This window comes from Pseudomonas sp. G7(2022), from assembly GCF_052660475.1.
In genome coordinates, this window is record NZ_CP109659.1 from 5,840,714 (window position 1) to 5,864,972 (window position 24,259).

General features: G+C 58.3%; 25 protein-coding genes and 1 pseudogene. 12 read left to right on the forward strand and 14 right to left on the reverse strand.

The genetic code is table 11. From position 1 onward, the window contains the following. Positions 1-128 precede the first annotated feature (128 nt). On the reverse strand, positions 129-866 hold the full coding sequence (locus tag NE357_RS26770; protein WP_169432251.1) for a substrate-binding periplasmic protein: 738 nt from the start codon (positions 864-866) through the stop codon (positions 129-131). 256 nt (positions 867-1,122) lie between these two features. Here NE357_RS26770 and NE357_RS26775 point away from each other — a divergent pair, with 256 nt between their 5' ends. Further along, positions 1,123-1,575 carry a GNAT family N-acetyltransferase gene (locus NE357_RS26775; protein WP_169432252.1) on the forward strand — a complete coding sequence of 151 codons (453 nt, stop codon included), beginning with the start codon at positions 1,123-1,125 and terminating at the stop codon, positions 1,573-1,575. Between the two features lie 115 nt (positions 1,576-1,690). Here NE357_RS26775 and NE357_RS26780 read toward each other — a convergent pair whose 3' ends face one another. The 3 genes from NE357_RS26780 to NE357_RS26790 are packed head-to-tail and all read right to left on the reverse strand — an operon-like array spanning position 1,691 to position 4,668. Then, the gene (locus tag NE357_RS26780; protein ID WP_007894945.1) at positions 1,691-1,987 is read right to left on the reverse strand and encodes a winged helix-turn-helix domain-containing protein; all 297 of its coding nucleotides are present in this window, start codon (positions 1,985-1,987) and stop codon (positions 1,691-1,693) included. Between the two features lie 25 nt (positions 1,988-2,012). Then, a complete protein-coding gene (locus NE357_RS26785; RefSeq protein ID WP_114886018.1) occupies positions 2,013-2,504 on the reverse strand; it encodes a M48 metallopeptidase family protein in 492 nt (163 codons plus the stop codon). A 40-nt stretch (positions 2,505-2,544) separates the two neighbouring features. Continuing rightward, positions 2,545-4,668, reverse strand: a complete 2,124-nt coding sequence (locus NE357_RS26790; protein ID WP_169432253.1) for a putative bifunctional diguanylate cyclase/phosphodiesterase — start codon at positions 4,666-4,668, stop codon at positions 2,545-2,547. A gap of 332 nt (positions 4,669-5,000) precedes the next feature. On the opposite strand from NE357_RS26790, the gene NE357_RS26795 reads away from it, so the two are divergent. From NE357_RS26795 to NE357_RS26810, 4 genes are all read left to right on the forward strand, one after another. Next, positions 5,001-5,669, forward strand: a complete 669-nt coding sequence (locus tag NE357_RS26795) for a polysaccharide lyase family 7 protein (protein WP_169432254.1) — start codon at positions 5,001-5,003, stop codon at positions 5,667-5,669. A 413-nt stretch (positions 5,670-6,082) separates the two neighbouring features. Further along, the gene (locus tag NE357_RS26800) at positions 6,083-6,445 is read left to right on the forward strand and encodes a DUF6124 family protein (RefSeq protein WP_169432255.1); all 363 of its coding nucleotides are present in this window, start codon (positions 6,083-6,085) and stop codon (positions 6,443-6,445) included. Between the two features lie 254 nt (positions 6,446-6,699). Continuing rightward, positions 6,700-7,146: a hypothetical protein gene (locus tag NE357_RS26805; protein ID WP_169432256.1), complete on the forward strand. Its 447-nt coding sequence runs from the start codon at positions 6,700-6,702 to the stop codon at positions 7,144-7,146. A gap of 211 nt (positions 7,147-7,357) precedes the next feature. Beyond that, positions 7,358-7,822 carry a hypothetical protein gene (locus NE357_RS26810; protein WP_169432257.1) on the forward strand — a complete coding sequence of 155 codons (465 nt, stop codon included), beginning with the start codon at positions 7,358-7,360 and terminating at the stop codon, positions 7,820-7,822. Between the two features lie 158 nt (positions 7,823-7,980). Here the strand turns inward: NE357_RS26810 and NE357_RS26815 are convergent, their stop codons facing one another. Further along, complete coding sequence (locus tag NE357_RS26815) at positions 7,981-8,475, reverse strand: hypothetical protein (protein WP_169432258.1); 495 nt, start codon at positions 8,473-8,475, stop codon at positions 7,981-7,983. A 483-nt stretch (positions 8,476-8,958) separates the two neighbouring features. After that, positions 8,959-9,351, reverse strand: a pseudogene (locus NE357_RS26820) (class II fructose-bisphosphate aldolase); the annotation flags it as partial. A gap of 120 nt (positions 9,352-9,471) precedes the next feature. Between NE357_RS26820 and NE357_RS26825 the strand changes: the two are divergent. Both NE357_RS26825 and NE357_RS26830 read left to right on the forward strand, forming a co-directional pair. Continuing rightward, positions 9,472-9,723: a helix-turn-helix domain-containing protein gene (locus NE357_RS26825; RefSeq protein ID WP_169432259.1), complete on the forward strand. Its 252-nt coding sequence runs from the start codon at positions 9,472-9,474 to the stop codon at positions 9,721-9,723. Next, complete coding sequence (locus NE357_RS26830; RefSeq protein ID WP_169432260.1) at positions 9,720-10,919, forward strand: type II toxin-antitoxin system HipA family toxin; 1,200 nt, start codon at positions 9,720-9,722, stop codon at positions 10,917-10,919. The genes NE357_RS26825 and NE357_RS26830 overlap by 4 nt, the downstream gene beginning before the upstream one ends. Before the next feature lie 81 nt (positions 10,920-11,000). On the opposite strand, the gene fba is transcribed toward NE357_RS26830, so the two are convergent. The 6 genes from fba to tkt all read right to left on the reverse strand — a co-directional run bounded on the left by fba (position 11,001) and on the right by tkt (position 17,243). Further along, entirely contained in the window at positions 11,001-12,065 is a 1,065-nt protein-coding gene (gene fba / locus NE357_RS26835; protein ID WP_007959708.1) for a class II fructose-bisphosphate aldolase, read from the reverse strand. A 125-nt stretch (positions 12,066-12,190) separates the two neighbouring features. Next, positions 12,191-12,523, reverse strand: a complete 333-nt coding sequence (locus NE357_RS26840; RefSeq protein ID WP_169432261.1) for an MliC family protein — start codon at positions 12,521-12,523, stop codon at positions 12,191-12,193. A gap of 56 nt (positions 12,524-12,579) precedes the next feature. Next, complete coding sequence (locus tag NE357_RS26845; protein ID WP_169432262.1) at positions 12,580-12,801, reverse strand: hypothetical protein; 222 nt, start codon at positions 12,799-12,801, stop codon at positions 12,580-12,582. A 34-nt stretch (positions 12,802-12,835) separates the two neighbouring features. Further along, a complete protein-coding gene (locus NE357_RS26850; protein ID WP_169432263.1) occupies positions 12,836-13,999 on the reverse strand; it encodes a phosphoglycerate kinase in 1,164 nt (387 codons plus the stop codon). A 12-nt stretch (positions 14,000-14,011) separates the two neighbouring features. After that, entirely contained in the window at positions 14,012-15,064 is a 1,053-nt protein-coding gene (gene epd, locus NE357_RS26855; RefSeq protein ID WP_169432264.1) for an erythrose-4-phosphate dehydrogenase, read from the reverse strand. A 181-nt stretch (positions 15,065-15,245) separates the two neighbouring features. After that, entirely contained in the window at positions 15,246-17,243 is a 1,998-nt protein-coding gene (gene tkt, locus NE357_RS26860; protein WP_169432265.1) for a transketolase, read from the reverse strand. 258 nt (positions 17,244-17,501) lie between these two features. Between tkt and NE357_RS26865 the strand changes: the two genes are divergently transcribed. The 4 genes from NE357_RS26865 to NE357_RS26880 all read left to right on the forward strand — a co-directional run bounded on the left by NE357_RS26865 (position 17,502) and on the right by NE357_RS26880 (position 22,023). After that, positions 17,502-18,497: an ArsR/SmtB family transcription factor gene (locus tag NE357_RS26865; protein WP_169432266.1), complete on the forward strand. Its 996-nt coding sequence runs from the start codon at positions 17,502-17,504 to the stop codon at positions 18,495-18,497. An 18-nt stretch (positions 18,498-18,515) separates the two neighbouring features. Continuing rightward, positions 18,516-19,706, forward strand: a complete 1,191-nt coding sequence (gene metK, locus NE357_RS26870) for a methionine adenosyltransferase (RefSeq protein WP_027610621.1) — start codon at positions 18,516-18,518, stop codon at positions 19,704-19,706. A gap of 145 nt (positions 19,707-19,851) precedes the next feature. Next, positions 19,852-21,531, forward strand: a complete 1,680-nt coding sequence (ligB, locus tag NE357_RS26875; RefSeq protein WP_169432267.1) for an NAD-dependent DNA ligase LigB — start codon at positions 19,852-19,854, stop codon at positions 21,529-21,531. Between the two features lie 96 nt (positions 21,532-21,627). After that, on the forward strand, positions 21,628-22,023 hold the full coding sequence (locus NE357_RS26880) for a DUF1090 domain-containing protein (RefSeq protein WP_085731609.1): 396 nt from the start codon (positions 21,628-21,630) through the stop codon (positions 22,021-22,023). A gap of 42 nt (positions 22,024-22,065) precedes the next feature. Here NE357_RS26880 and NE357_RS26885 read toward each other — a convergent pair whose 3' ends face one another. Beyond that, positions 22,066-22,515: a c-type cytochrome gene (locus NE357_RS26885; RefSeq protein WP_169432268.1), complete on the reverse strand. Its 450-nt coding sequence runs from the start codon at positions 22,513-22,515 to the stop codon at positions 22,066-22,068. Positions 22,516-22,643: 128 nt separating this feature from the next. Between NE357_RS26885 and mltA the strand changes: the two genes are divergently transcribed. Next, positions 22,644-23,816, forward strand: a complete 1,173-nt coding sequence (gene mltA, locus NE357_RS26890) for a murein transglycosylase A (RefSeq protein ID WP_169432269.1) — start codon at positions 22,644-22,646, stop codon at positions 23,814-23,816. Between the two features lie 49 nt (positions 23,817-23,865). Here the strand turns inward: mltA and NE357_RS26895 are convergent, their stop codons facing one another. Next, positions 23,866-24,249 (reverse strand): MAPEG family protein, encoded by a 384-nt coding sequence (locus NE357_RS26895; protein ID WP_065261838.1) that lies wholly within the window; start codon positions 24,247-24,249, stop codon positions 23,866-23,868. Between the last annotated feature and the right edge of the window lie 10 nt (positions 24,250-24,259).

A 24,259-nucleotide genomic window follows, 5' to 3' on the forward strand; every position in this document is an offset into this window, starting at 1 on the left:
GGCGACTGCCAAGGCGCCATCGCCAGCAGGCTGGCTCCCACTCTTGGCTCTGGAATGCATTCCCACTGTGGGAGCCAGCCTGCTGGCGATGAGGCAATCAATCACACCGCAAATTCTGGATCAGCCCCTTACATCCCATGCTGCCTGAGCAGCTTGTCATAGCTGCCATCAGCCTTCATCGCCGCAATCGCCTTGTCGAACCCGGCCACGATCTGCTCGTGCTCCGGGTTCTTCAGGCTGACCAGAATGTGCAGGCTGTTTTCGCTCAGCGGCTTGGGCAGAAACTCCACCGCGTTGCGCACTTTCGGTGATTCACGGGCCAGGTAATAACGGGCGACGTATTCATCTTCCAGGGTCAGCTTGACCCGATCCGCCGCCAGCATGCGCACGGCCATGGCGAAGTTATGCACAGGGACTTTCTGCAACGCGGTGTCGGCATCGAACGACGCCGAATAGGCATAACCGCGCACCACCGCAATCGGATAGGTGTGCAGTTCCTGCAGGTTGTTGTATTCGATGGGCGTGTCTTTGCGTTTGAGGAAACGCACGCGGTTGAGCAGGTACTCGTCAGAAAACTGTCCCAGCTTCCTGCGCTCGTCGTTGTACCAGGCGTTGACCAGCACGTCGTAACGCCCCTCGCCAACCCCGAGCAGCGCCCGCGCCCACGGCACCTGTTCGTAATCGCTGGCATAGCCGGCCCGGGCCAGGGCCGTGCTGACGATGTCTGTGGCCAGACCACCGTTGACCAGCGTGTCATCGGTAAAGGGCGGCCAGACGTCGAACACCAGACGCAGTTTCTCCGCTGCAGCACTTTGAGCCAGCAACAGCAATCCGATCAAAGCGAACGCTCGATGCAATCGCGGCATGCTTGAAAATCCTTAGCGGGCGGGCTGCCCGGCGTGTTTTCAGTCAAAACCCCAAGGCCCCTTACCGGCGAATCCCAGGCCCTAACATTAGCTCATTGAAGCCATTGCACAGCGCTTCCCAGCAGATTACACAAAGATGTCGATGCCGCCAGAAGGGAATGATGGCATTTTGGCCTTTGTCACAGATTTCTCAGCCATACAGACATATTTCGACGCTGCGCTTAGTATCGGGCGACGTAGTTCAAGGAATCGAAAGATGACAATCGAGTGGGTCTGCAAACATCACAGCGATCTGGGACTGGAGCAGCTGTACGCCATTTTGAAATTGCGCTCGGAGGTGTTCGTGGTCGAACAGCGCTGCGCGTATCTGGATCCGGACGGTCAGGATCTGGACGGCGACACCTGCCATTTGATGGGTTGGGAAGGTGATCAGTTGGTGGCGTACCTGCGCCTGCTGGACCCGGAATCCCAGGGTGGCGACGTGGTGATCGGCCGCGTACTGACAGCGCCGGCCGGGCGTGGCAAGGGGTTGGGCCATCAAATGATGGAACAGGCGCTGAAACAGGCCGAGAAGCGTTGGCCTGAAGTGCCGATCTATCTGTCGGCCCAGGCGCATTTGCAGGGGTATTACGGTCGGTACGGGTTTGTCGTGGCGGGTGAGGAGTATCTGGAGGATGACATTCCGCACATCGGGATGCGGCGTTCCTGAAGTCCCCATCGCGAGCAGGCTCGCTCCCACATTTGATTGCATTCCGACTGAAGGAATCGTGTCTTTTGTGGGAGCGAGCCTGCTCGCGATGGCGCCAGCCAAAGCACTGCAAGACTTAGGGATACTCAAGCACCGCTTTTATCTGCCGCAAATTCCGCTCGATCCACCCCCGGTCAATCGCCCCCCACTCGCGAATCCGATAGCGCCCCGCATGATTGCGCGCGCCTTCTTCCTGTTCGAACTCGCAGACGATATCCAGATCCGCCAGCGCCGCAATGGTGTCCTGCGCCGTGCGCCGGGGCATGCCGGTGACCTCGGTCAGCGCCGGCACGCTGCTGGCCAGGCCGCTGTCGATCAGGTACGCCACGTACAAGCGCCGGTAGAAACTGCTCTTGGTCTTGCTCACGTCCATGCATGCACTCCGTTTTTTTGATTTTTTATTGCATGTCCCGCCACGTCAGGTACACCCGCAGATCGAACTCGATCTGGTGATAGCCCGGCAGCATGTGCTCACATAATTTATAGAACGCCTTGTTGTGATCCGACTCCTTGAAGTGCGCCAGTTCGTGCACGACGATCATCTTCAAAAACTCAGGCGCGGCCTCCTTGAACAGCGAGGCGATACGAATCTCTTTCTTGGCCTTGAGCTTGCCGCCCTGCACCCGCGAGACCGTGGTGTGCAGGCCGAGGGCGCGGTGGGTCAGGTCGAGGCGGTTGTCGAACAGGACCTTGTCGATGGCAGGGGCGTTGCGCAGGTATTCCTGTTTCAGGTCCAGCGCGTAGCCGTACAAGGCTTTGTCGCTCTGCACATCGTGGCGGCCCGGATAGCGTTGGCTCAGGTAATCACCGAGGCGATCCTCGGCAATCAATTGGCGCACCTGATCCTGCAATTGCGCGGGATAGGCCTGGAGGTATTTCAACGCAGTCATGGGCGGCACGGGTCATGAAAAGGCCGCCAGTGTAGCGAATTCAACCGGCCAGCGCGCTCCAGTCGAAGGGCTCGGCAAAGCGCGTGGCGTCCTCGGCGACCAACGGCCGCGCCACCAGGAATCCTTGCACGTACTCGCAACCATGAGCTTGCAGCCATTGGTATTGCTCGATGGTTTCAACGCCTTCGGCAATCACCAGCAACCCGTACTCCTTGCTCAGCGCAATGACGTTGCGTACCAGCGAAGCGTCCCGGGTCGAGTGGGGCAATCGGGCGATCAAGTGGCGATCGAGCTTGAGCGTATCCAGCTCCAGATCCCGCAAATGCGAAACCGAACAGGAGCCGGAGCCGAAATCGTCCAGCGCCACCCGCACCCCGAGATTGCGCAGCAACTTCAGCTGCTTGCGGGTCTCGTCAGGATTGACCGTCAGCGCCTCTTCGGTCACTTCCACTTCCATCTGGCGTGGCTGCAATCCATGGCGTTCCAGCACCTGACGCAATTCGGTCACCAGATTCGGCAGGCCGAACTGGGTGTTGCTCAGGCTGACGCCGATGACCAGATCCTTGGAGAATTCAGCCTCCCAGGCCTTACGTTGTCCGGCACTGCGATGATAGATCCAGCTGCCGAGCCGGCTGATCAGCGTCGCCTCTTCCAGCAACGGCAGGAACAGCCCCGGCGGCACATCGCCGACACTCGGATGCTGCCAGCGCAGCAACGCCTCGAAACCGCGAATTCTGCCGTCACCCACCGCCACCTGCGGTTGATAGACCAGATTGAAATCACGGTTCTCGATAGCGGTTCGCACACTCTCTTCCAGCATCAGCCGCGAGCGGGCGCGGCCGTTCATTTCGTGATCGTAGAAGCGATATTGCTGACGCCCGGCGCGCTTGGCTTCGTACATGGCGATGTCCGAAGCACGCATCAAGCCGTCGAGGTTGTTGCCGCAGTCCGGATACGTGGCGATGCCAATGCTCGCACCCAGAGCGATATCCAGCCCTTCAATCTGCTGACAGATCGACACCCGCTCGATGAGTTTCTCGGCAATCTTCGCCGCCTGCTCGGGAAACTCCAGATCCAGCAGCGCGGTGAACTCATCGCCGCCCATCCGCGCCAGAATATCGAACGGCCGCAGGCAGGCTTTCAATTGTTCGGAGACCCAGCGCAACACTCGGTCCCCGGCATCATGGCCGAGGGAATCGTTAACCCTTTTGAAGCCGTCGAGATCGAGGTACATCAGCACCCAACTGCTGTCCGTGCGTTCGCCGCGCAGCAGCAGGTTTTCCACGGTCTGGTAGAAACCCCGGCGGTTGAGCAACCCGGTCAGCGGATCGGTGACGGCCTGGAATTCGAGCTGTTGATGCAGGTGACGCACCACCGACATGTCCAGCACCGTCACCACCATCGCGTGCTGTTCACTCGGCAGCGGCGCGCAGGACAGGGCCACAGGCACTTGCTGGCCCGGCGCGGTGCGCAGCAAGGCGTCGTGTAAACGCAGCGTCTCACCGCGTTTGTAACTGGCGTAGAACTCGGAATCGGCCCACAGCGGAATGTGCGGTTTCTGCAGGAAATCGAGAAACTCCTGCCCTTCCAGCTCCTTCACCGGCGCATTGAGCAACCGGGAAATCGCCGGGTTGGCGAAACGGATCAAACCATCCTCGGCCAGCACCAGAATGCCTTCGGCGGCGTTATCCAGCACCGACGCATTGAAGGCCCGCGCCGATTCCAGATCCTGGCTCAGGCGCTGCAACGCCCGGCGGTTGCGCTGGTGCTCCAGCAACGCCTGGACCTTGGGCTTTAGAATCTGTGGGTCGAAGGGTTTGAACAGGTAATCCACCGCACCGCTGGCATAGCCCTTGATCACGGCGTCCTGGGACTGTTCGTTGGCGGTGAGGAATATGATCGGCGTCAGCCGCGTGCGCTGGCTGCCACGCATCAGGCGTGCGACTTCGAAACCGTCCATGCCCGGCATCTGTACATCCAGCAGCACCAGATCGACGTCGTGTTCGAGCAACAGGCTGAGGGCTTCGAAGCCGGAAGCCGCGGTCATGACCTGCCAGTCCTGGCGCTGCAGCAACGCGCGCATGCTGATCAGATTTTCAGGGTAATCATCAACGATCAAAAGGACTGAGCTGCCTTCACCTGGCGTGGGTTGCGCGCATTCCATGCTGCTTCTCTTGTCGGGACATCCAATCGGGACGCGGCCGGTTCTCGTGAAAACCGTACAGTTACTGAGCCTTCACTCTAGTCCTGGATCCGAAAAAGCAGTAGCTGTCATCAGGCCATCATTTAACCAAACCGGTGAGTAGCCGACTAACGGTCATCGCTGCAGCCCCCGAAAACCGGGAAACATGGCATTTCGACAGGATGTTGACGCCAATCATCCGCCAGACGGCCGTTAACAAAAAATCCCTCTACGCTTATAAAGGCCGCCCCCAAGAGGCGCGGGCTAGAGCTTCTGGCACGCGCGTGCAAGAGAAATAGAGTGGAAGAACCGACATGATCGACCTCGCAACCTGGAACCTCAGCGTTCCCGTTGGCAGCCCGCCCTACACCGTCGAAACCTCCAAACTGGTGAACGGCTTCAAGGATCAGTACTTCCATTCCGACACCGGCACCCTGTTCTTCTGGTCCCCGGTGACCGGCTCGAAAACCGAAAACGCCATCTACCCGCGCACCGAACTGCGCGAGACCTACAGCAACGGAACGCTGCGCAACTGGTATTACCCGGACGCCGACAACCTGCTGCGCGCGACCCTTTCGGTCAACAAGGTGCCCAGCTCGGGCAAGATCGTCATCGGGCAGATTCATGCGTATGAAAGTCAGAAACCGCTGGTGAAGCTTGAGTATCAGTACAAGAGCAAACTGGACTCCGGCAACCTGGTGATCAAGGTGCGGATGCATCCGGATGATGACGAAAGCCGGGTGATTACCCTGGCGACCGGAATCAAACTCGATCGCGAGTTCAATTACCTGATTCACCTGAGCCCCGGTGGTGCGCTGGGTATCAGTGCGGCGGGGTATCAGTGGGACTCGCAGATCAGCGCGACGTGGCGCAACAAACCGTTGTATTTCAAGGCGGGCGTGTATGTGCAGGACAACACCGGGTACACCAGCGAGGGTGGGCAGGTGACGTTCTCAAAACTGGACATTGACCACGACAAGTAACCTGTGGGAGCTGCGGTGCGTCGATTCGACTTTCCAGCGATGGCGCCAGTAGCAGCACCTGCATTAAACGGTCATGTTTAAACCAGCCCCGCGTAACTTCCCGAAGCCTACAACGTCTTGCGTCGCTGCCTACCGGTACGCCAGAATCCGCCGGCTTGTGCGCCTGGAGGGCCGTCGGTAACTTGATTCGGGTCACTGATTCGCAGTGATCGGGTTTAGTAGCCCGAGGGTTCGCGAGGCGTATTTGCACTCCAGAAAGTGAGATATCTCGATATCTGCGCTCGATGGTAGCTGTACGCAGGGCGCTTTCGGGCGCGCCGGTTCGCGTCTCCCCGGTCTACTAACCTGCGTTCAGCTGCCACCCCATCGTTTAGTAGCGATCCGGTGCCGGCTTCATTTCCCGGAGACGAAACATGATTCAATCGACCCCTCATCCGCCGGTCACAGACCCGGCCTCCCCCTACGATTCCCTCGACCCCAAAAAACTCAACGAAGCCGCCGAACGCGCCCTCGACCACTACCTCTGCCCTGGCGCCCGCATCATGGCCACAGCCAATGAACCCGACCGCATGTACTTCGCCAACCCCGCCTACAGCACTGAATCCCTGCTGGTCAACGCCAGCGAAACCCTCGGCTGCGCCAGCGAAATGCTCAACAACTTCGCCGCAATACTGCCGGCATCCCACCGCAAAACCGCGCTGGGTATCGCGCAGGTGGTGATGCTCGGGGAACTGGCGGTGAATCAGGCGCTGGATAACGTGGAGCCAAAAATGTAATCGGCGACTGACTCAAGCAGAGCTACGACGAAGAAACCCGTCAACGCCGGGTTTCTTTGTAGAGGCGGCAAAGAAGTCGAATAGGAAATCACAAAGAGAAACTAGCGAATGTTGAAATTGAAAATTTTAATCTCTTAAGAACCAATTGAAATCAACCAACTAGCGAAAAACCATAAAAAACTGTCAAATATGACAGTTGCTATTAACTCCACAATTCTAAATCATTGGCTCACAACCTATTGGAGAGCCATACAATGCCAACCACAATCACATCAGTAACACCACAGGGCTCTATACCTGCAAGTGGCCCGGTCATCAATTTACCGCTACCGACCACCGTCGTTACCAATGCTACAGTCGCCCCTGCCCCATACCTTGAAACGGGTACAGAAAACGGCATTGCTTTTTTAAGAACTACTATACCTCTCCATATAAACACAAGAAGGGGAGATACCATTCGAACCTACTTCAAGAACAGCTCCAAATCTTTCATCTTCTGCTGCGACGTCGTTGATGAAAATTTCGAAAACAGAGAAATAAAAGATAACAAAGGCAGACTCATAACATCCTTCCCTATAGAAAACATAAAAAATAATGGAATGCCAAGCGGCATATATAGATTCAGCTACGCACAAACCAATATCGCCGGAAAAGTTGTAGTAGCATCATTAAACCATAACTGCGAAATAACCGTAATATAGAGCTGGACCCACCTCAAAAAAAAAAAAAAAAAAAACAGGCAAACCCGACAAATAACTTTTCATAGAAACAAAATTAAGTCAGACAAATGAAAGAAGACAGATTTATTTATCATGCAGCCGTAACCACTTGGGAAATAAATCTGTCACCTATTCTTATTTTTTCGACTTTCCTCACTTCTCGTGCAACCAATAAAAAAGTCAGGACTTAAAAATGAAAATCAAACCACTTTTCGTTTCATTGCTTCTGGAGACTGGTGATCCTACAGCCATTAGAACCAAGGACGGCCGAATGCTCCATGGTGCGATAGCAGGAGTCGACAAGCCGACAGAAAGCCTCATCATGGAAACTCAGGACAACGAGGTTGAGGTTGTACGCATGAGCGAAATTGAGTCCGTTTGGGTTCCTCAATTTTCGAATGAACCTTTCCACCAACCTAGAGTTATACCAGCACTCATACCTTTAGCTATTGGATTAATTGGCCTGGGTGCAGAAGTCGGTACAGTAATCGCCGAAGAGATTATCACTAATGGAATAGCCACCGAATCGGATCACTATACTCCCCCACCTCGCTTTCCTCTACCCACTCCAGCAGGTAGTATGGGTGGTCGTAGGTATCACCCATTTGATTGCGCCTGTGGTAGATGTTCTGGCGGAGGCAGATGGCTGGATGATTAGTTTAAGGGGACAGATTTATTTACCGCAGAAATAAAAAAATAAATCTGTCACCTTTTTTGACCTTTTTTGCAGTCACCTTTTTTGCATTTCTCCGACGGATCTCCCGCAAACCCAAGAATCCATAATCCTGGGGTTCCACTTCTACCGCTCTCGCTCACTCAGGTGATCACATAAGTATTGAGGAAACTCACGGCAGTATTTCGAGTTGGAAGCGTTGTAATCTGTGGAGACGGAGAAGGTGGCGTTGGAATTGCTCCACCATATTGAACGGCCTCTAGATCGTACGTCCCCGGTGTGATACCGCGCGCGGTCAATACGTTCACACTTATTTCACCTCTAATGAATACTCCTTGCTGCTTTCGTAAAGCCCAGAAAATAGAGTAATCATCGAGTGTATACGTCAATACAAGGACAGGAAAAGGAATGTTGACATCCACCAAATAGAACTCCAGCACATCACCAACCCTCGTGCAGTCTGGCAACAGATATTGAATTTGAAAGTACTGCTGACCAACAGACCCCGCATTCTGAGTTATTTTAGGCGCAACACTTCTCATCCTTGGCAAGGGGTAAGCATTAAAGTCAAAAGCGACCATCATTAATACGCCAGGAGGCGACAATGGTGTATTCGGTGAAATTTGAGTAATGATCACTTTTCAGCCCCCTACTTAACTTTATTTTGGTTCTCAGGAACCCCTTCAATTTATCGAGAACTTGCACGACGCACACCTGTAAGAAATCACAGTTTTTATATCTATTCGGACTAAAAAACGGGATACCTATTTATCGGATGACTGTATACGGCCATGGACAATCAAAGAGAGCAAAAAGGGGGCGGATTTATTTATTGATTAACAGGAGGATATCTTCGTTGCAACTTACCCATCGTGTCCAACCAGTCCGCCAAGGATTTGATATCTATCAAAACATATAAATCCGTCCCCATTTTTGAAAAAAGTGGCAGCTGCGCAGACGATGAAAATGTCACCCATATCGGGCTTATCGCCAAGCGAATCTTCATTTTGTCCGTTATAGGTGACATTTCACCCAGCAGAAATATGAGTTCGCCATAAAAATTCAGGCAAAAAAAAACCGCCTCACGGCGGGTTTCTTTCAAATCAGCTCAACACCCAGTCTCAATTGACCTTGGCGTTCAACTCACCCTTCAGATAACGCTGATACATGCTTTCCAGCGAGATCGGCTTGATCTTCGAAGCGTTGCCGGCAGTACCGAAAGCTTCGTAGCGAGCGATACATACATCGCGCATCGCCTTCACGGTTTCGCCGAAGAATTTACGCGGGTAGAACTCGCTCGGGTTGGTGGCCATCAGGCGACACATTGCGCAGGTGGATGCCAGACGCAGGTCGGTGTCGATGTTGACCTTGCGCACGCCATGCTTGATGCCTTCGACGATTTCTTCAACCGGTACGCCGTAGGTTTCTTTGATGTCGCCGCCGTACTGGTTGATGATCGCCAGCCACTCTTGTGGAACCGACGAGGAACCGTGCATCACCAAGTGGGTGTTCGGGAATGTGAATTACCTTGATGCGATCATTGCCACACGTCTGCGGTAGGCCTACGAAACACCACCATCATCAGAATGTTGTGCTAACGTAACATTTATATATTTATGTTCCGGTAACAGCACATGGATTATATTTTGTTGATCACTCGCCTTGGCGACCAATTGCGCGAAAAACGTATCCGCCGAGGCCTGACCCAAGCTCAGCTTGCCGACCTCGCAGGGCTGACACGATACAAGGTCATCGCCGTAGAAAAAGGCACCCTTTCTGTCGGCATGATCGCCTATGCGCGTGTCCTCGGTGCACTGGATTGCGAACTCGCTGTCGTCCCAGCCGCCATGCCAACCCTTGAAGAGCTTGGGGACTTATTCGAATGAAGATGACCTCTCTCAAAGTCAGTACGCCTGAGGGGCATAGTGGCAGGCTTTTCAGCGATGGCGAGGACTTCACGTTCCGTTATCACGACGATGCATTGCCAGATGTGGCTATCAGCCTGTCGATGCCTGTGCGGCATGACGAGTTTCGCCGACGCGAGCTCCACCCTGTTTTTCAGATGAACCTGCCGGAAGGCTACGTGCTGGAGCAACTGCGTAATCGCCTGGCCAAGACCGTGAATGTCGACCCGATGCTGTTGCTGGCGCTCTCCGGTAGCACCTCTCCCATTGGCAGGGTTCAAGTGCGCTCTGAAACGGTTGATGCCTTGCTGGAAGAACAACAATTTCCAGGAGAAAAACTTGAGGAGATTCTGACGTGGGACGGCACGGAAGATATTTTCGCCGGCCTGATGGATCGCTACATTCTGCGAGCAGGCATTTCGGGTGCTCAGCCAAAATTGCTGGTTCCGGAACAACAGGAAGCCGCGTTACCCCGCGTGACCTCGAAAACCTCGGACTTGATTATCAAAAGTGGCCGAGACGAGTTTCCCGGTCTGGCAGTCAACGAATTCCTTTGTATGTCCATGGCGAAAGAAGCGGGTATTCCCGTTCCGCCGTTTTACATTTCCGATAATGCCAAGCTGTTCGTCATGCGCCGCTTTGACCGCGACGATCAGCTCAACCCGATCGGTTTTGAAGACATGGCGGTGTTGATGGGGTTGTCGGCCAGCCAGAAGTACAGCAAAAGCTATGCGGCAATTGCCAAGGCCATCCGTGTGTACTGCCCGGCCGAGCATGTACGCGCATCACTTGATCAACTTTTCGATAGCGTTGCCTTGAGCTGCATTGTCGGGAATGGCGACGCTCATTTGAAAAACTTTGGATTGCTTTACTCCGAACCCACTCAGCGCGACGCGCGCCTGGCGCCGGCTTATGACATCGTCAACACCACGGCTTATATTCCGGAGGATGTGCTGGCTCTGGATCTGGCGGGCAACAAGTCGATGTTTGCCTCGCGACAGGGATTGCTGGAGTTTGCCCACACCTGTGAGATCGAGCAGCCGAGGGCGCGCATTCAGCGATTGCTTGCCTCGGTTGAAGCGGTACTTGCGCGCTATCCACAATATCGGGAACAGGCGCCTCATGTGGTCAGTGCCATTGAGCGAGCAGCAGCGCCGTTTACTCTGACTTTTGGATAGCCTCATGACCCGAGGATATCGTCGCTCATAAAAAATCCGCCTCTCGGCGGATTTTTTATTCAGTCAGCTAAATACCCAGTCTCAATTGACCTTGGCGTTCAACTCACCCTTCAGATAACGCTGATACATGCTTTCCAGCGAGATCGGCTTGATCTTCGAAGCGTTGCCGGCGGTACCGAAAGCTTCATAACGAGCGATACATACATCGCGCATGGCCTTGACGGTTTCGCCGAAGAATTTACGTGGGTCGAATTCGCTCGGATTGGTGGCCATCAGGCGACGCATGGCGCCGGTGGATGCCAGGCGCAGGTCGGTGTCGATATTGACTTTGCGCACGCCGTGCTTGATGCCTTCGACGATTTCTTCAACCGGTACGCCGTAGGTTTCTTTGATGTCGCCGCCGTACTGGTTGATGATCGCCAGCCACTCTTGTGGTACCGACGAGGAACCGTGCATCACCAGGTGGGTGTTCGGGATGCGTTTGTGGATTTCCTTGATGCGGTCGATGGCCAGCACGTCGCCGGTAGGCGGCTTGGTGAACTTGTAGGCGCCGTGGCTGGTGCCGATGGCGATGGCCAGGGCGTCGACCTGAGTCTTCTTGACGAAGTCAGCGGCTTCTTCCGGGTCGGTCAGCATCTGGCTGTGGTCCAGAACGCCTTCGGCGCCGATGCCGTCTTCTTCACCGGCCATGCCGGTTTCCAGCGAACCCAGGCAGCCCAGCTCGCCTTCTACCGAAACGCCGCAGGCGTGAGCCATGGCGACGGTTTGTTGGGTCACGCGGACGTTGTATTCGTAGTCGGTCGGGGTCTTGCCGTCTTCGCCGAGGGAGCCGTCCATCATCACCGAGCTGAAGCCCAGTTGGATCGAGCGCTGGCAGACGTCAGGGCTGGTGCCGTGGTCCTGGTGCATGCACACCGGGATGTGCGGGAACTCTTCGATCGCCGCCAGGATCAGGTGACGCAGGAACGGGGCGCCGGCGTATTTGCGGGCACCGGCCGAAGCCTGAACGATCACCGGGGAGTCAGTCTTGTCAGCGGCTTCCATGATGGCGCGCATCTGCTCAAGGTTGTTGACGTTGAAGGCTGGAACGCCGTAGCCGAACTCGGCTGCGTGGTCCAGCATCTGGCGCATGCTGATAAGTGCCATTGTGTGTGTCTCTCCCGGTTTGGGTCGTTAATCGTGCCAGCCTGCCGGAGCGGCGGCGGCTATTCAAGTGATTGCAGATCGGGGGTTGAGGCCCGGCCTGGTGATTCGATAAAGCAGATTCTGTTTTATTCGGCTTTGCAGCCCCGGCCGATCAGATCATTGGTAGCGACCCAGTAGACCAGGCCTTCATTACCTTTGATGTGAAACGCCAGCATGTCGTCGCTGTACAACGCGCCCGAGGCACCCGGCTCTTCTTTCAGGTGATAGACCTGATCGCCACCGCCCAGTCGCACATCGACTTCCTTCTGGCCGGCGTCGGTAAAGCGCCACCGCACCTTGGCCTGGCTGTCGCAGGTCCAGGTGGTCCAGTTATCCACAGGGGCGGACGACTGGAACGGGTTCCACTGCGCGCAACCACCCAACAATCCCAGTGCCGCAACGGCGATCAGGCCTTTCATCCGTGTTCCTCGACCGGCAGCGCACGCCGCCGGACTTGAGTAAAGAGTCAGACCGGTCAAGGACAACCATGTTCCTTGGCCGGGGTTTGCGTCTCGTACTTGTCCAGGCCTTCCGGCCCCGAGCGCTTGTTCAGCACCGGGTTGGTTTCGGCCTGCCAGTCGGCCTGGTAGCAGCCTTTCTGTGCCTCGCCCGGTGCCGGTGTCGCCTCGGCCTTCGGGTTACTCCCGCAGGCCGCCAGCGTACCGGTCAGCAACAACAGCGCTAACGACTTGACCATCTGAACACTCCTTTGCCTGGCCAAACGGGCGGCCTCAGGCCTTGGCCCGGCTTTCCAGGACTTCAACGGCCGGCAGCACCTTGCCTTCGACGAACTCGAGGAACGCGCCACCGCCGGTGGAAATGTAGGAGATCTTTTCAGCCACGCCATATTTATCGATGGCCGCCAGGGTGTCGCCACCGCCGGCAATCGAGAACGCCGCGCTTTCGGCGATGGCTTCGGCCAGCACTTTGGTGCCGTTGCCAAACTGGTCGAATTCGAACACGCCGACCGGACCGTTCCACAGGATGGTTTTCGACGACTTCAGCAGTTCAGCGAAGTTGGCCGCGGTTTGCGGGCCGATGTCGAGGATCATGTCGTCGGCAGCAACGTCAGCGATCAGCTTCACGGTCGCTTCGGCGCTTTCAGCGAATTCCTTGGCAACTACCACGTCCACCGGCAGCGGCACGCTGACCTTGGCGGCGATGGCGCGCGCGGTGTCCAGCAGATCCGGCTCGTAGAGGGACTTGCCGACCGGGTGACCGGCCGCCGCGAGGAAGGTGTTGGCGATGCCGCCGCCGACGATCAGTTGATCGCAGATCTGGCTCAGGCTGTTCAGGACGTCGAGTTTGGTCGAGACCTTGGAACCGGCAACGATGGCCGCCATCGGCTTGGCCGGTGCGCCCAGGGCTTTGCCCAGTGCTTCGAGCTCAGCAGCCAGCAGCGGGCCGGCAGCGGCGACTTTGGCGAACTTCGCAACGCCGTGGGTCGAACCTTCAGCACGGTGAGCAGTGCCGAAAGCGTCCATCACGAACACGTCGCACAGGGCGGCGTATTGCTGGGCCAGTTCGTCGGCGTTCTTTTTCTCGCCCTTGTTGAAGCGCACGTTTTCGAACAGCACGATGTCGCCGGCCTTGACGTCAACGCCGCCCAGGTAGTCGGCCACCAGCGGCACTTCGCGGCCCAGGGCCTTGCTCAGGTAGTCGGCGACTGGCTTGAGGCTGTTCTCGGCAGAGAACTCGCCTTCGGTCGGACGACCCAGGTGCGAGCAGACCATCACGGCCGCGCCTTTTTCCAGGGCCAGCTTGATGGTCGGCAGCGAAGCCAGGATACGCGCATCGCTGGTGACAACACCGTCCTTGACTGGGACGTTGAGGTCTTCGCGGATCAATACGCGCTTACCTTGCAGATCGAGGTCGGACATCTTCAACACGGTCATGGGTCGCACTTCCTACGGTTTTTTTGAAGTCGCTGTCTGCAGATAGTGTTCTGCAACATCCAGCATTCGGTTGGCAAAACCCCATTCGTTGTCGAACCAGGCCAGGATGTTCACCAGCCGAGGGCCGGAAACGCGGGTCTGACTGGCATCGACGATGGCCGAATGTGGGTCATGATTAAAATCACAGCTAGCATGGGGAAGCTCGGTGTAGGCCAGCAGACCTTTGAGCGGGCCGCTGGTGGCGGCGTCGCGCAGGATCCGGTTGACCTCGCCGGCGTCGGTGTCGCTGGCGGTCTGCATCGTGATGTCGAGGCAGGACACGTTGACCGTCGGCACGCGTACGGCTTTGGCCTGAATTCGCCCGGCAAGTTCCGGCAGCAGGCGCTCGATACCACGCGCCAGACCAGTGGATACCGGGATCACCGACTGGAACGCCGAACGGGTGCGGCGCAGGTCTTCGTGGTGATAGGCGTCGATCACCGGCTGATCGTTCATCGCCGAGTGGATCGTGGTGATCGACACGAATTCCAGGCCGATCGCCTTGTCCAGCAGACGCAACAGCGGCACGCCGCAGTTGGTGGTGCAGGAAGCGTTGGACACCAGCAGTTCGTCGCCGGTCAGACAATCCTGATTGACGCCGTAGACGATGGTGGCGTCGACATCCGCCTCGCTGGCCATCGGCTGCGAAAACAGCACTCGTGGCGCGCCGGCGTCGAGGAAACGCTGGCCGTCTGCGCGGGTGTGCCAGGCGCCGGAGCATTCGAGCACCAGATCGACGCCCAGCGACGCCCAATCGATGCCTTCGGGAGTGGCACTGCGCAGGACCTTCACGCAGTTGCCATTGATATGCAGACAATCGCCGTCGACCTTCACTTCGCCGGGGAACCGGCCGTGAGTGGAGTCGAAGCGTGTCAGGTATTCGATGCTGGCCATGTCGGCCAGGTCGTTGATCGCGACAATTTCAAACCCTGCCGCCGAGCCTCGCTCGAACAATGCACGCAAGACACAACGACCAATCCGGCCGTAGCCGTTGAGTGCAACTTTGTAGGGACGCGGTTGAGGCATGGGGTTCTCGATTACCGTGGTGTATCCGTTATTGCATTGTTGTTCGAACCACCGCTATCGCGAGCAGGCTCGCTCCCACATTGGGTCTTTGCTGTGAACACTGTTTGTGTCACACAACAAATTCCCTGTGGGAGCGAGCCTGCTCGCGATTGGCGGCAGCCCGATCAACACAATTTCTGGATCAGTCTTCCAGCAGCTCTTCAGCCTGACCCAGGATGTTTTCCAGGGTGAAGCCGAACTCTTCGAACAGTGCCGAAGCCGGAGCCGATTCGCCGTAGGTGGTCATGCCGATCACGCGACCTTCCAGACCCACGTACTTGAACCAGAAGTCGGCGTGGGCCGCTTCGATCGCGATACGCGCGCCAACCTGCAACGGCAGGACCGATTGTTTGTAGCTGGCGTCCTGAGCGTCGAACGCGCTGGTGCATGGCATGGAAACCACGCGCACCTTGCGGCCCTGCTCGGTCAGCTTGTCGTAGGCCTGAACGGCCAGACCGACTTCCGAACCGGTGGCGATCAGGATCAGCTCAGGCTCGCCTGCGCAGTCCTTCAGCACATAGCCACCACGGCGGATGTCGGCGATCTGGCCGGCATCGCGGGTCTGGTGCTGCAGGTTCTGACGCGAGAAGATCAGCGCCGACGGGCCGTCCTTGCGCTCCAGAGCGTTTTTCCAGGCCACGGCCGATTCAACGGCATCGGCTGGACGCCAGGTGTCGAGGTTCGGCGTGCTGCGCAGGCTGGTCAGTTGTTCGATCGGCTGGTGCGTCGGGCCGTCTTCGCCCAGACCGATGGAGTCGTGGGTGTAGACGTGGATCACACGCTGCTTCATCAGCGCGGACATGCGCACTGCGTTGCGGGCGTATTCCATGAACATCAGGAAGGTCGCGCCGTAAGGCACCAGACCGCCGTGCAGGGCAACACCGTTCATGATCGCGGTCATGCCGAATTCGCGCACGCCGTAGTACATGTAGTTGCCGCTGGCGTCTTCGGCGCTGACGCCTTTGCAGCCTTTCCACAGGGTCAGGTTGGAACCGGCCAGGTCAGCCGAACCGCCCAGCACTTCCGGCAGCAGCGGGCCGAACGCATTCAGGGCGTTCTGGCTGGCTTTACGGCTGGCGATGGTTTCGCCTTTGGCCGCAACTTCGGCGATGTAGGCGTCAGCCTTCTCGGAGAAGTCGGCCGGCAGCTCGCCGCTCAGGCGACGGATCAGCTCGTTGGCTTCGGTCGGGAAAGCGGCGGAGTAGGCAGCGAAACGCTGGTCCCACTCGGCTTCTACAGCGCGGCCTTTTTCCTTGGCATCCCATTCGGCATAGATGTCGGCCGGGATTTCAAACGGGCCGTGGTTCCAGTTCAGCGCCTGACGGGTCAGGGCGATTTCCGCATCACCCAGCGGGGCGCCGTGGCAATCTTCCTTGCCTTGCTTGTTCGGCGAACCGAAACCGATGGTGGTCTTGCAGCAGATCAGGGTCGGCAGCGGGCTCTTGCGCGCGGTCTCGATGGCGGTCTTGATCTCTTCCGGATCGTGACCGTCGACATTGCGGATCACTTGCCAGTTGTAGGACTCGAAACGCTTCGGCGTGTCGTCGGTGAACCAGCCTTCGACTTCGCCGTCGATGGAGATGCCGTTGTCATCGTAGAAGGCGATCAGCTTGCCCAGGCCCAGGGTACCGGCCAGGGAAGCGACTTCGTGGGAAATGCCTTCCATCATGCAGCCATCACCCAGGAACACGTAGGTGTGGTGGTCGACGATGTTGTGGCCGGGACGGTTGAACTGCGCACCCAGTACCTTTTCAGCCAGGGCGAAGCCCACGGCGTTGGCCAGACCCTGACCCAGCGGGCCGGTGGTGGTCTCGACGCCCGGGGTGTAACCGAATTCCGGGTGGCCTGGAGTGCGGCTGTGCAGTTGACGGAATTGTTTCAGGTCGTCGATCGACAGGTCGTAACCGGTCAGGTGCAGCAGCGAGTAGATCAACATCGAACCGTGACCGTTGGACAGCACGAAGCGGTCACGGTCGGCGAACGATGGATTGCTCGGGTTGTGCTTGAGGTAGTCGCGCCAAAGCACTTCGGCGATATCTGCCATACCCATGGGGGCACCGGGATGGCCGCTGTTGGCTTTTTGCACGGCATCCATGCTGAGGGCACGAATGGCGTTGGCACGCTCACGACGGCTAGGCATCGCTGATCTCCTGGGTGTGAATAGATTGAAACGGAAAAAAGGAGGGCATTTTCCCTCACCCGAGCGCCTCGGGGCAATGACAGATAGTCATCCGGAGGCGTTTTTCCCATGGATAACATCGGATTCGGTTGGTGAAACCTTTCCGCTGTTCGTTTGTAGAGTTGGCGGGCTGTCGAGAAGTGCCATCTATCGAGCAATATCAAAACTTTTTGATATTGCTCTTGCGGTGTTTTTCGGCCGTCACTAGACTGCGGCCCTATGAATTTACGTGTGCCTTCCATTCGCCATGACGATTGCGACGAGCTGGCGGCCCTGTGCAAGGCCGGCGGCGATCCGCTGCGGCTGAATGTATTGCGTGCCCTGGCCAACGATTCGTTCGGCGTATTGGAACTGGCGCAGATTTTCGGTATCGGTCAGTCCGGCATGAGCCACCACCTCAAGGTGCTGGCACAGGCGGATCTGGTGGCGACCCGCCGCGAAGGCAACGCGATTTTCTATCGCCGCGCCCTGCCCCATACCGAACTTCTGGGCGGCAAGTTGCACAGCGCTTTATTAGAAGAAGTCGACAATCTGGACCTGCCGGACGATGTGCAGGCACGCATTGGCCAGGTCCACGGACAGCGGGCCGCTGCCAGCCAGGACTTTTTCGCCCGGGTCGCGGAAAAATTCCGTGCCCAGCAAGACTTGATTGCCGGCCTGCCGCAGTACCGTGACAGCGTGCTGGCCTTGCTCGACAAACTGAATTTCGATGGGGCAGCCTCGGCCATCGAAGTCGGCCCCGGCGATGGAGCATTCCTCCCGGAACTGGCACGCCGCTTCGGCACCGTAACCGCTCTGGACAACAGTGCGGCGATGCTCGAACTGGCGCGTCAGGTATGCGTTCGTGAACGGCTGGCTAACGTCAGCCTGCAATTGGCCGATGCATTGAATGGCACAAGCCTTCAGGCCGATTGCGTGGTATTGAACATGGTGTTGCACCATTTCGCCGCGCCGGCCGAAGCGCTCAAGCACATGGCCAGCCTGCTGCAACCGGGCGGTAGCCTGCTCGTGACAGAGTTATGTAGCCACAACCAGAGTTGGGCCAGGGAGGCCTGCGGTGATCTGTGGTTGGGGTTTGAACAGGACGATCTGGCCCGTTGGGCCACCGCTGCGGGACTCGTTCCCGGGGAAAGCCTCTATGTAGGCTTACGTAATGGTTTCCAGATCCAGGTCCGCCACTTTCAGCGGCCGGCTGGCGACACTCACCATCGGTAAATTCAGGAAAACATCGAGATGAGCGAATACTCCCTCTTCACCTCCGAGTCCGTGTCTGAAGGACATCCGGACAAAATCGCCGACCAGATTTCCGATGCAGTGCTGGACGCCATCATCGCCCAGGACAAGCACGCACGCGTTGCGGTGGAAACCCTGGTCAAGACTGGCGTGGCCATCGTTGCCGGTGAAGTGACCACCAGCGCCTGGGTCGACCTGGAGCAGATCGTTCGTGACGTGATCTGCGACATCGGCTACACCAGCTCCGAAGTCGGCTTCGACGGTGCCACCTGCGGCGTGATGAACATCATCGGCAAGCAGTCCCCTGACATCAACCAGGGTGTCGACCGCGCCAAGCCTGAAGATCAGGGCGCCGGCGACCAGGGCCTGATGTTCGGCTACGCCAGCAACGAAACCGACGTGCTGATGCCGGCACCGATCACCTTCTCGCACCAACTGGTGCAGCGTCAGGCCGAAGCCCGTAAATCGGGTCTGCTGCCTTGGCTGCGTCCGGATGCCAAGTCGCAAGTGACCTGCCGTTACGAAGGCGGCAAGGTTGTGGGTATCGACGCCGTGGTTCTGTCGACCCAGCACAACCCTGAAGTGTCGTACAAAGACCTGCGCGAAGGCGTGATGGAGCTGATCGTCAAGCACGTGCTGCCTGCCGAACTGCTGAGCAAGGACACCCAGTTCCACATCAACCCGACCGGCCAGTTCATCATTGGCGGCCCGGTGGGCGACTGCGGTCTGACCGGTCGCAAGATCATCGTCGACAGCTACGGCGGCATGGCCCGTCACGGCGGTGGCGCGTTCTCCGGCAAGGATCCATCGAAGGTTGACCGTTCGGCTGCCTACGCTGGCCGTTACGTTGCCAAGAACATCGTGGCTGCCGGCCTGGCCGAGCGTTGCGAGATCCAGGTTTCCTACGCGATCGGTGTTGCCCAGCCTACCTCGATCTCGCTGAACACCTTCGGCACCGGCAAGATCAGCGATGACAAGATCATCAAACTGGTCCGCGAAGTGTTCGACCTGCGTCCATACGCGATCACCACCATGCTCGACCTGCTGCACCCGATGTACCAGGAAACCGCAGCCTACGGCCACTTCGGCCGTGCTCCGCAGACCAAGACTGTTGGCGAAGACACCTTCTCCACCTTCACCTGGGAAAAAACCGACCGCGCCGACGCCCTGCGCTCCGCTGCCGGTCTGTAAAACTTCCCTGGCAGTACAGGAAGCCCCGCACGGTTCACCGTGCGGGGCTTTTTCATGGCCGCGAAACACCCGGAAAAACAGCCGAACGGTCCGCTGGAAAATCCCGTCTAGCCTTCAGGTATCTCCCTGAGCAAGGACGCTCACGATGCTTGCCACACTGCGCCTGTTTTTCCTTTTCCTGCTGTTTTCCATCCACCTCGGCACCTTCGCCGGCGATTGCCCGGACTGGGCTGCCGACCGGGCCCGAACCCAGATCACCGCCCTGCAACAACAGATCGACCAGTGGGACGACGCCTATCACCGCAAAGGCCGGTCGATCATTGCCGACGAACTTTATGACCAGTCCCGTATCCGGCTCGGCGAATGGCGCGAGTGCTTCAAGCTTCCATCACCGTCCAAGCCGTTACGGACTGCATCGGGGCCGGTCGCGCATCCGATCGCCCATACCGGTCTCGACAAACTTCACGATGCAGCGGACATCGAAGCCTGGTTGCGCGACCGCAAAGAGGTCTGGGTACAACCCAAGGTCGACGGCGTGGCCGTCACGCTGATCTATCGCTCCGGGCGGTTGCAGCAGGCGATCAGTCGCGGCGACGGCATTCGCGGGCAGGACTGGACCGCATCGGCACAGAAAATCAGCGCCATTCCCCAGCAACTGACACAACCTCTGGATCTGTCGGTGCAGGGCGAACTGTATTGGCGACTGAACGACCATATCCAGGCCCGCATCGGTAGCGCCAACGCCCGCGCGACAGTCGCCGGCCTGATGGGACGCAAGGACTTGAGTGCCGAACAGGCAGCGGGCATCGGGCTTTTTGTCTGGGACTGGCCGTTGGGGCCGAGCAGCCTGAGAGATCGCATCGCGGGATTGGCCGCATTGGGTTTCGTAACCACGGAATCTTACAGCCACCCCGTCAGCGGTCTTGCCGATGCGCAGCAGTGGCGCGATCACTGGTATCGCTCGCCACTGCCTTTCGCCAGCGACGGTGTCGTATTGCGTCAGAGTCAGCGTCCCCCTGCCGAACGCTGGCAGGCGCGCTCGCCTTACTGGGCCGTGGCCTGGAAGTATCCGTTCGCCCAGGCACTGGCCGATGTGCGCAAGGTCAATTTCAAGATCGGCCGAACCGGGCGCATCACCCCCGTGCTGGAGCTGGCGCCGGTCAGGCTCGATGACCGCCAGATCAAACGAGTCAGCGTCAGCTCACTCAAACGCTGGCAGGAACTGGATATTCGCCCCGGCGACCAAGTCGCGATCAGTCTGGCCGGGCTGACAATTCCGCGACTGGACAGCGTTGTGCTGCGCAGCACGGAGCGCGTCGAGTTGAACGTTCCTCTCGCCAGCGACTTTCACCCCCTGAGCTGCTGGCAACCGACGCCCGGATGCGAGAGCCAGTTCCTAGCGCGTCTGACCTGGCTTGGTGGCAAACAGGGGCTGGCACTGCCCCATGTCGGACGCGGCACGTGGGAGAAACTTCTGGATACAGGCCGACTGAACAGCCTGCTGGATTGGTTGACCCTCGAGGAGCCAGAGCTTGCTAAGATTGCCGGCCTCGGCGAGCGCAGCAGCGCCCGCCTGCACCACAGTTTTCACAGCGCTCGCCAGCGGCCGTTCACCCAATGGCTCAAAGCCCTGGGGTTGCCGCCGACCGGCCAGGCCTCTTTGGCTGATTCATGGCAAGCGCTGGCACAACGGAATACCGAACAATGGCAGGCAGAACCCGGAATCGGCCCGGGTCGCGCAGCGCAATTGAGCGCTTTTTTCCGCGACCCGCAGGTGCTGGCCCTGAGTGAAACCTTACGCGCCGCCGGAATCGACGGCTTCTGAACATGCATCCCGGCAAGCCGGGAACCCAACGGTCGCCGAAGCGCTCCAACAGCGCAGTGCCTTCCCGACCCGATTGCCTTCGCACATGGAGCTTTTATGAAATTTCTCGCACCGCTCGCCATGCTGACACTTTGCGGCGTAATGGCCGCACCCGCGATGGCAGGCGAAGACGCCCCGGGCCTGACCGGTTGTGCTGCCAAGAAGCAAGGCATCATCAATCAGATCGAACAGGCCAAATCCCGCGGCAACGCCGACCAGCAGGCCGGTCTCGAAACCGCCCTGCGCGAAGTCACCGAACACTGCACCGACGCCGGCCTGAAAAAGGAACGTGAAAACAAGGTGCTCGACGCCAAGCACGAAGTGAGCAAGCGTCAGGCCGATCTCGACAAGGCCATGAAGAAAGGCGACCCGGAGAAAATCGACAAGCGCAAGAACAAGCTCGCCGAGTCGCGCAAGGAATTGCAGGACGCGCTGGACGAACTGGACAAGTAAGAAAGCCAGGGATCACAGCCAAAGACTGTGATCCCTTGAACATCAGTGGTCGCGAAACTCTTTATGGCAGGCACTGCAGGCATCTTCGACCTTCTGCACCGCCGGCCCCAGGTTGCTGGCCTTGTACGGCTGGACCTTGCTGGCGATCACCAGTTCACCGGTGGCGGTCTCAAGGGTGCGGGCCATTTCCTGGAAACGTGCCTGCCTCTTCCAGACATCGTCCTTGGCACTGGTGTGATCTTCTTCGCGCACCGAAGGGAAATGCTTCCACGGTTCATGGGACAGTGCATCGAGCTTGATCGCGCCTTCCGTGAATTTCGGTCCGTCGAAGGCAATGCGCCCGCGCAGCATGCCGCCCAGGTCTTCGCCGGTCTTGAGCATCTGCTTGAAGATCGCCTTGCGCTGGCCCAGCGGAGAATTGGGGTCGACACCACCGCAGGCGGACAAGGTCAGACAGGCCAGCAATACAACGGAAAGTCTTTTAAGAGTCATGGTGGCTTCAGGTCACGGAATTCGGCGGCCAGTATCCTCGCGTCACCGCCAAACACCAATAGCCCTATTAATAATACGGGTTGCAGGCGCGCATGGAGCACGCCTGCAACCGACACAGGAAATTCTCCATGAACAGCCGTTCCAAGGCCTGGCGTCACCCACTCATCGCAACCCTGCCGCTGCTGGCCATCCTCGCCGGCTGCACCGGGGGCGACAGTGCCAAGCCGAAAACCCACGCACTGGCCACTTACTCCAGCGCCACCTGGGAAGCCCTGCCTGCGGTTTCCGACAACGATCTGGTGGCCGGTTTCGGTTCGTGGCGCAGTGCCTGCACCCGGCTCAAGGCTGACCCGATCTGGGGCGCTACCTGCGCAGCGGCGGCCAACGTGCCGCAAAGCGCCGGCGACATCCGCAGCTTCCTCAAGCAACACCTCGACGTCTTCGGTCTGCGCGCCGAGCACGACAATCCCAATGGCCTGATCACCGGTTACTACGAACCGGTCTACCCCGGCAGCCTGACGCAAACCGCAACCGCCAATGTGCCGGTGTATGGCGTGCCTGAAGACATGATCATCGTCTCCCTGGACAGCATTTACCCGGAGTTGAAAGGCAAGCGCCTGCGCGGACGCCTCGAAGGTCGTGTACTCAAACCTTACGACGACGCCGCGACCATCGAGAGCAAAGGGGTCAAGGCGCCAGTGGTGGCGTGGCTGACCGATCCGATGAACCTGCAATTCCTGCAGATCCAGGGTTCAGGGAGGATTCAGACCGAGGACGGCCGGCAACTGCGCATCGCCTACGCCGACCAGAACGGTCATCCGTACCGGCCGATCGGCCGCTGGCTGGTGGAGCAGGGCGAGTTGAAGAAAGAAGATGTGACCATGGGCGCGATCAGCAACTGGGCCAAGGCCAACCCGTCGCGCATTCCGGAGTTGCTGGGCAGTAACCCGAGCTACGTGTTCTTCACCCGAAATCCGGACAGTAACGAAGGCCCGCGCGGCTCGTTGAATGTGCCGCTGACCGCCGGTTACAGCGCGGCGGTCGATCGCAAGGTGATCCCGCTGGGCAGCCTGTTATGGCTGTCGACCACCCGCCCTGACGGCACGCCACTGGTACGCCCCGTCGCTGCGCAGGACACCGGCGGCGCCATTGCCGGCGAGGTTCGTGCGGATCTGTTCTGGGGTACCGGTGATGCCGCCGGACAACTGGCCGGTGACATGAAGCAGCAAGGGCAGATCTGGATGCTCTGGCCAAAAGGCGCGGCATTGCCGCAAGTGCCGCAGGTGGCCGACAAGCAGTAAGCGAAACGCAAAAGATCGCAGGCCTCGTCAGCCTGCGATCTTTTCAGTTTCAGACCGAAACGAAGAAGAAACTGGCGATCAGCCCCATTCCGACAAACCACACCAGCGACCGCAGAATCGCCCAGTCCGCCAGATAGCAGATGATGTACAGCAGGCGACTGGTGATGAACAACACCGCCAGCACATTCACTGTTACCAACTCTGCCGTGCCCACCAGATGCGCAACGATCACCGCCGCCGCAAAGGCTGGCGTTACTTCAAAACTGTTCAGTTGCGCCGCATGGGCCCGCCGCGCCACGCCATTCAGGCTTTCGAGAAAATCCCGGGGATCGTGATTGTCGCTCAGCCGATAACCACCGACAGCCTTGGCCACGCCCGTGCACACATAGGGCAGAAAGATCGCAATGAAAACGCACCACAAAGCCACCGTCATAACGCCGTCC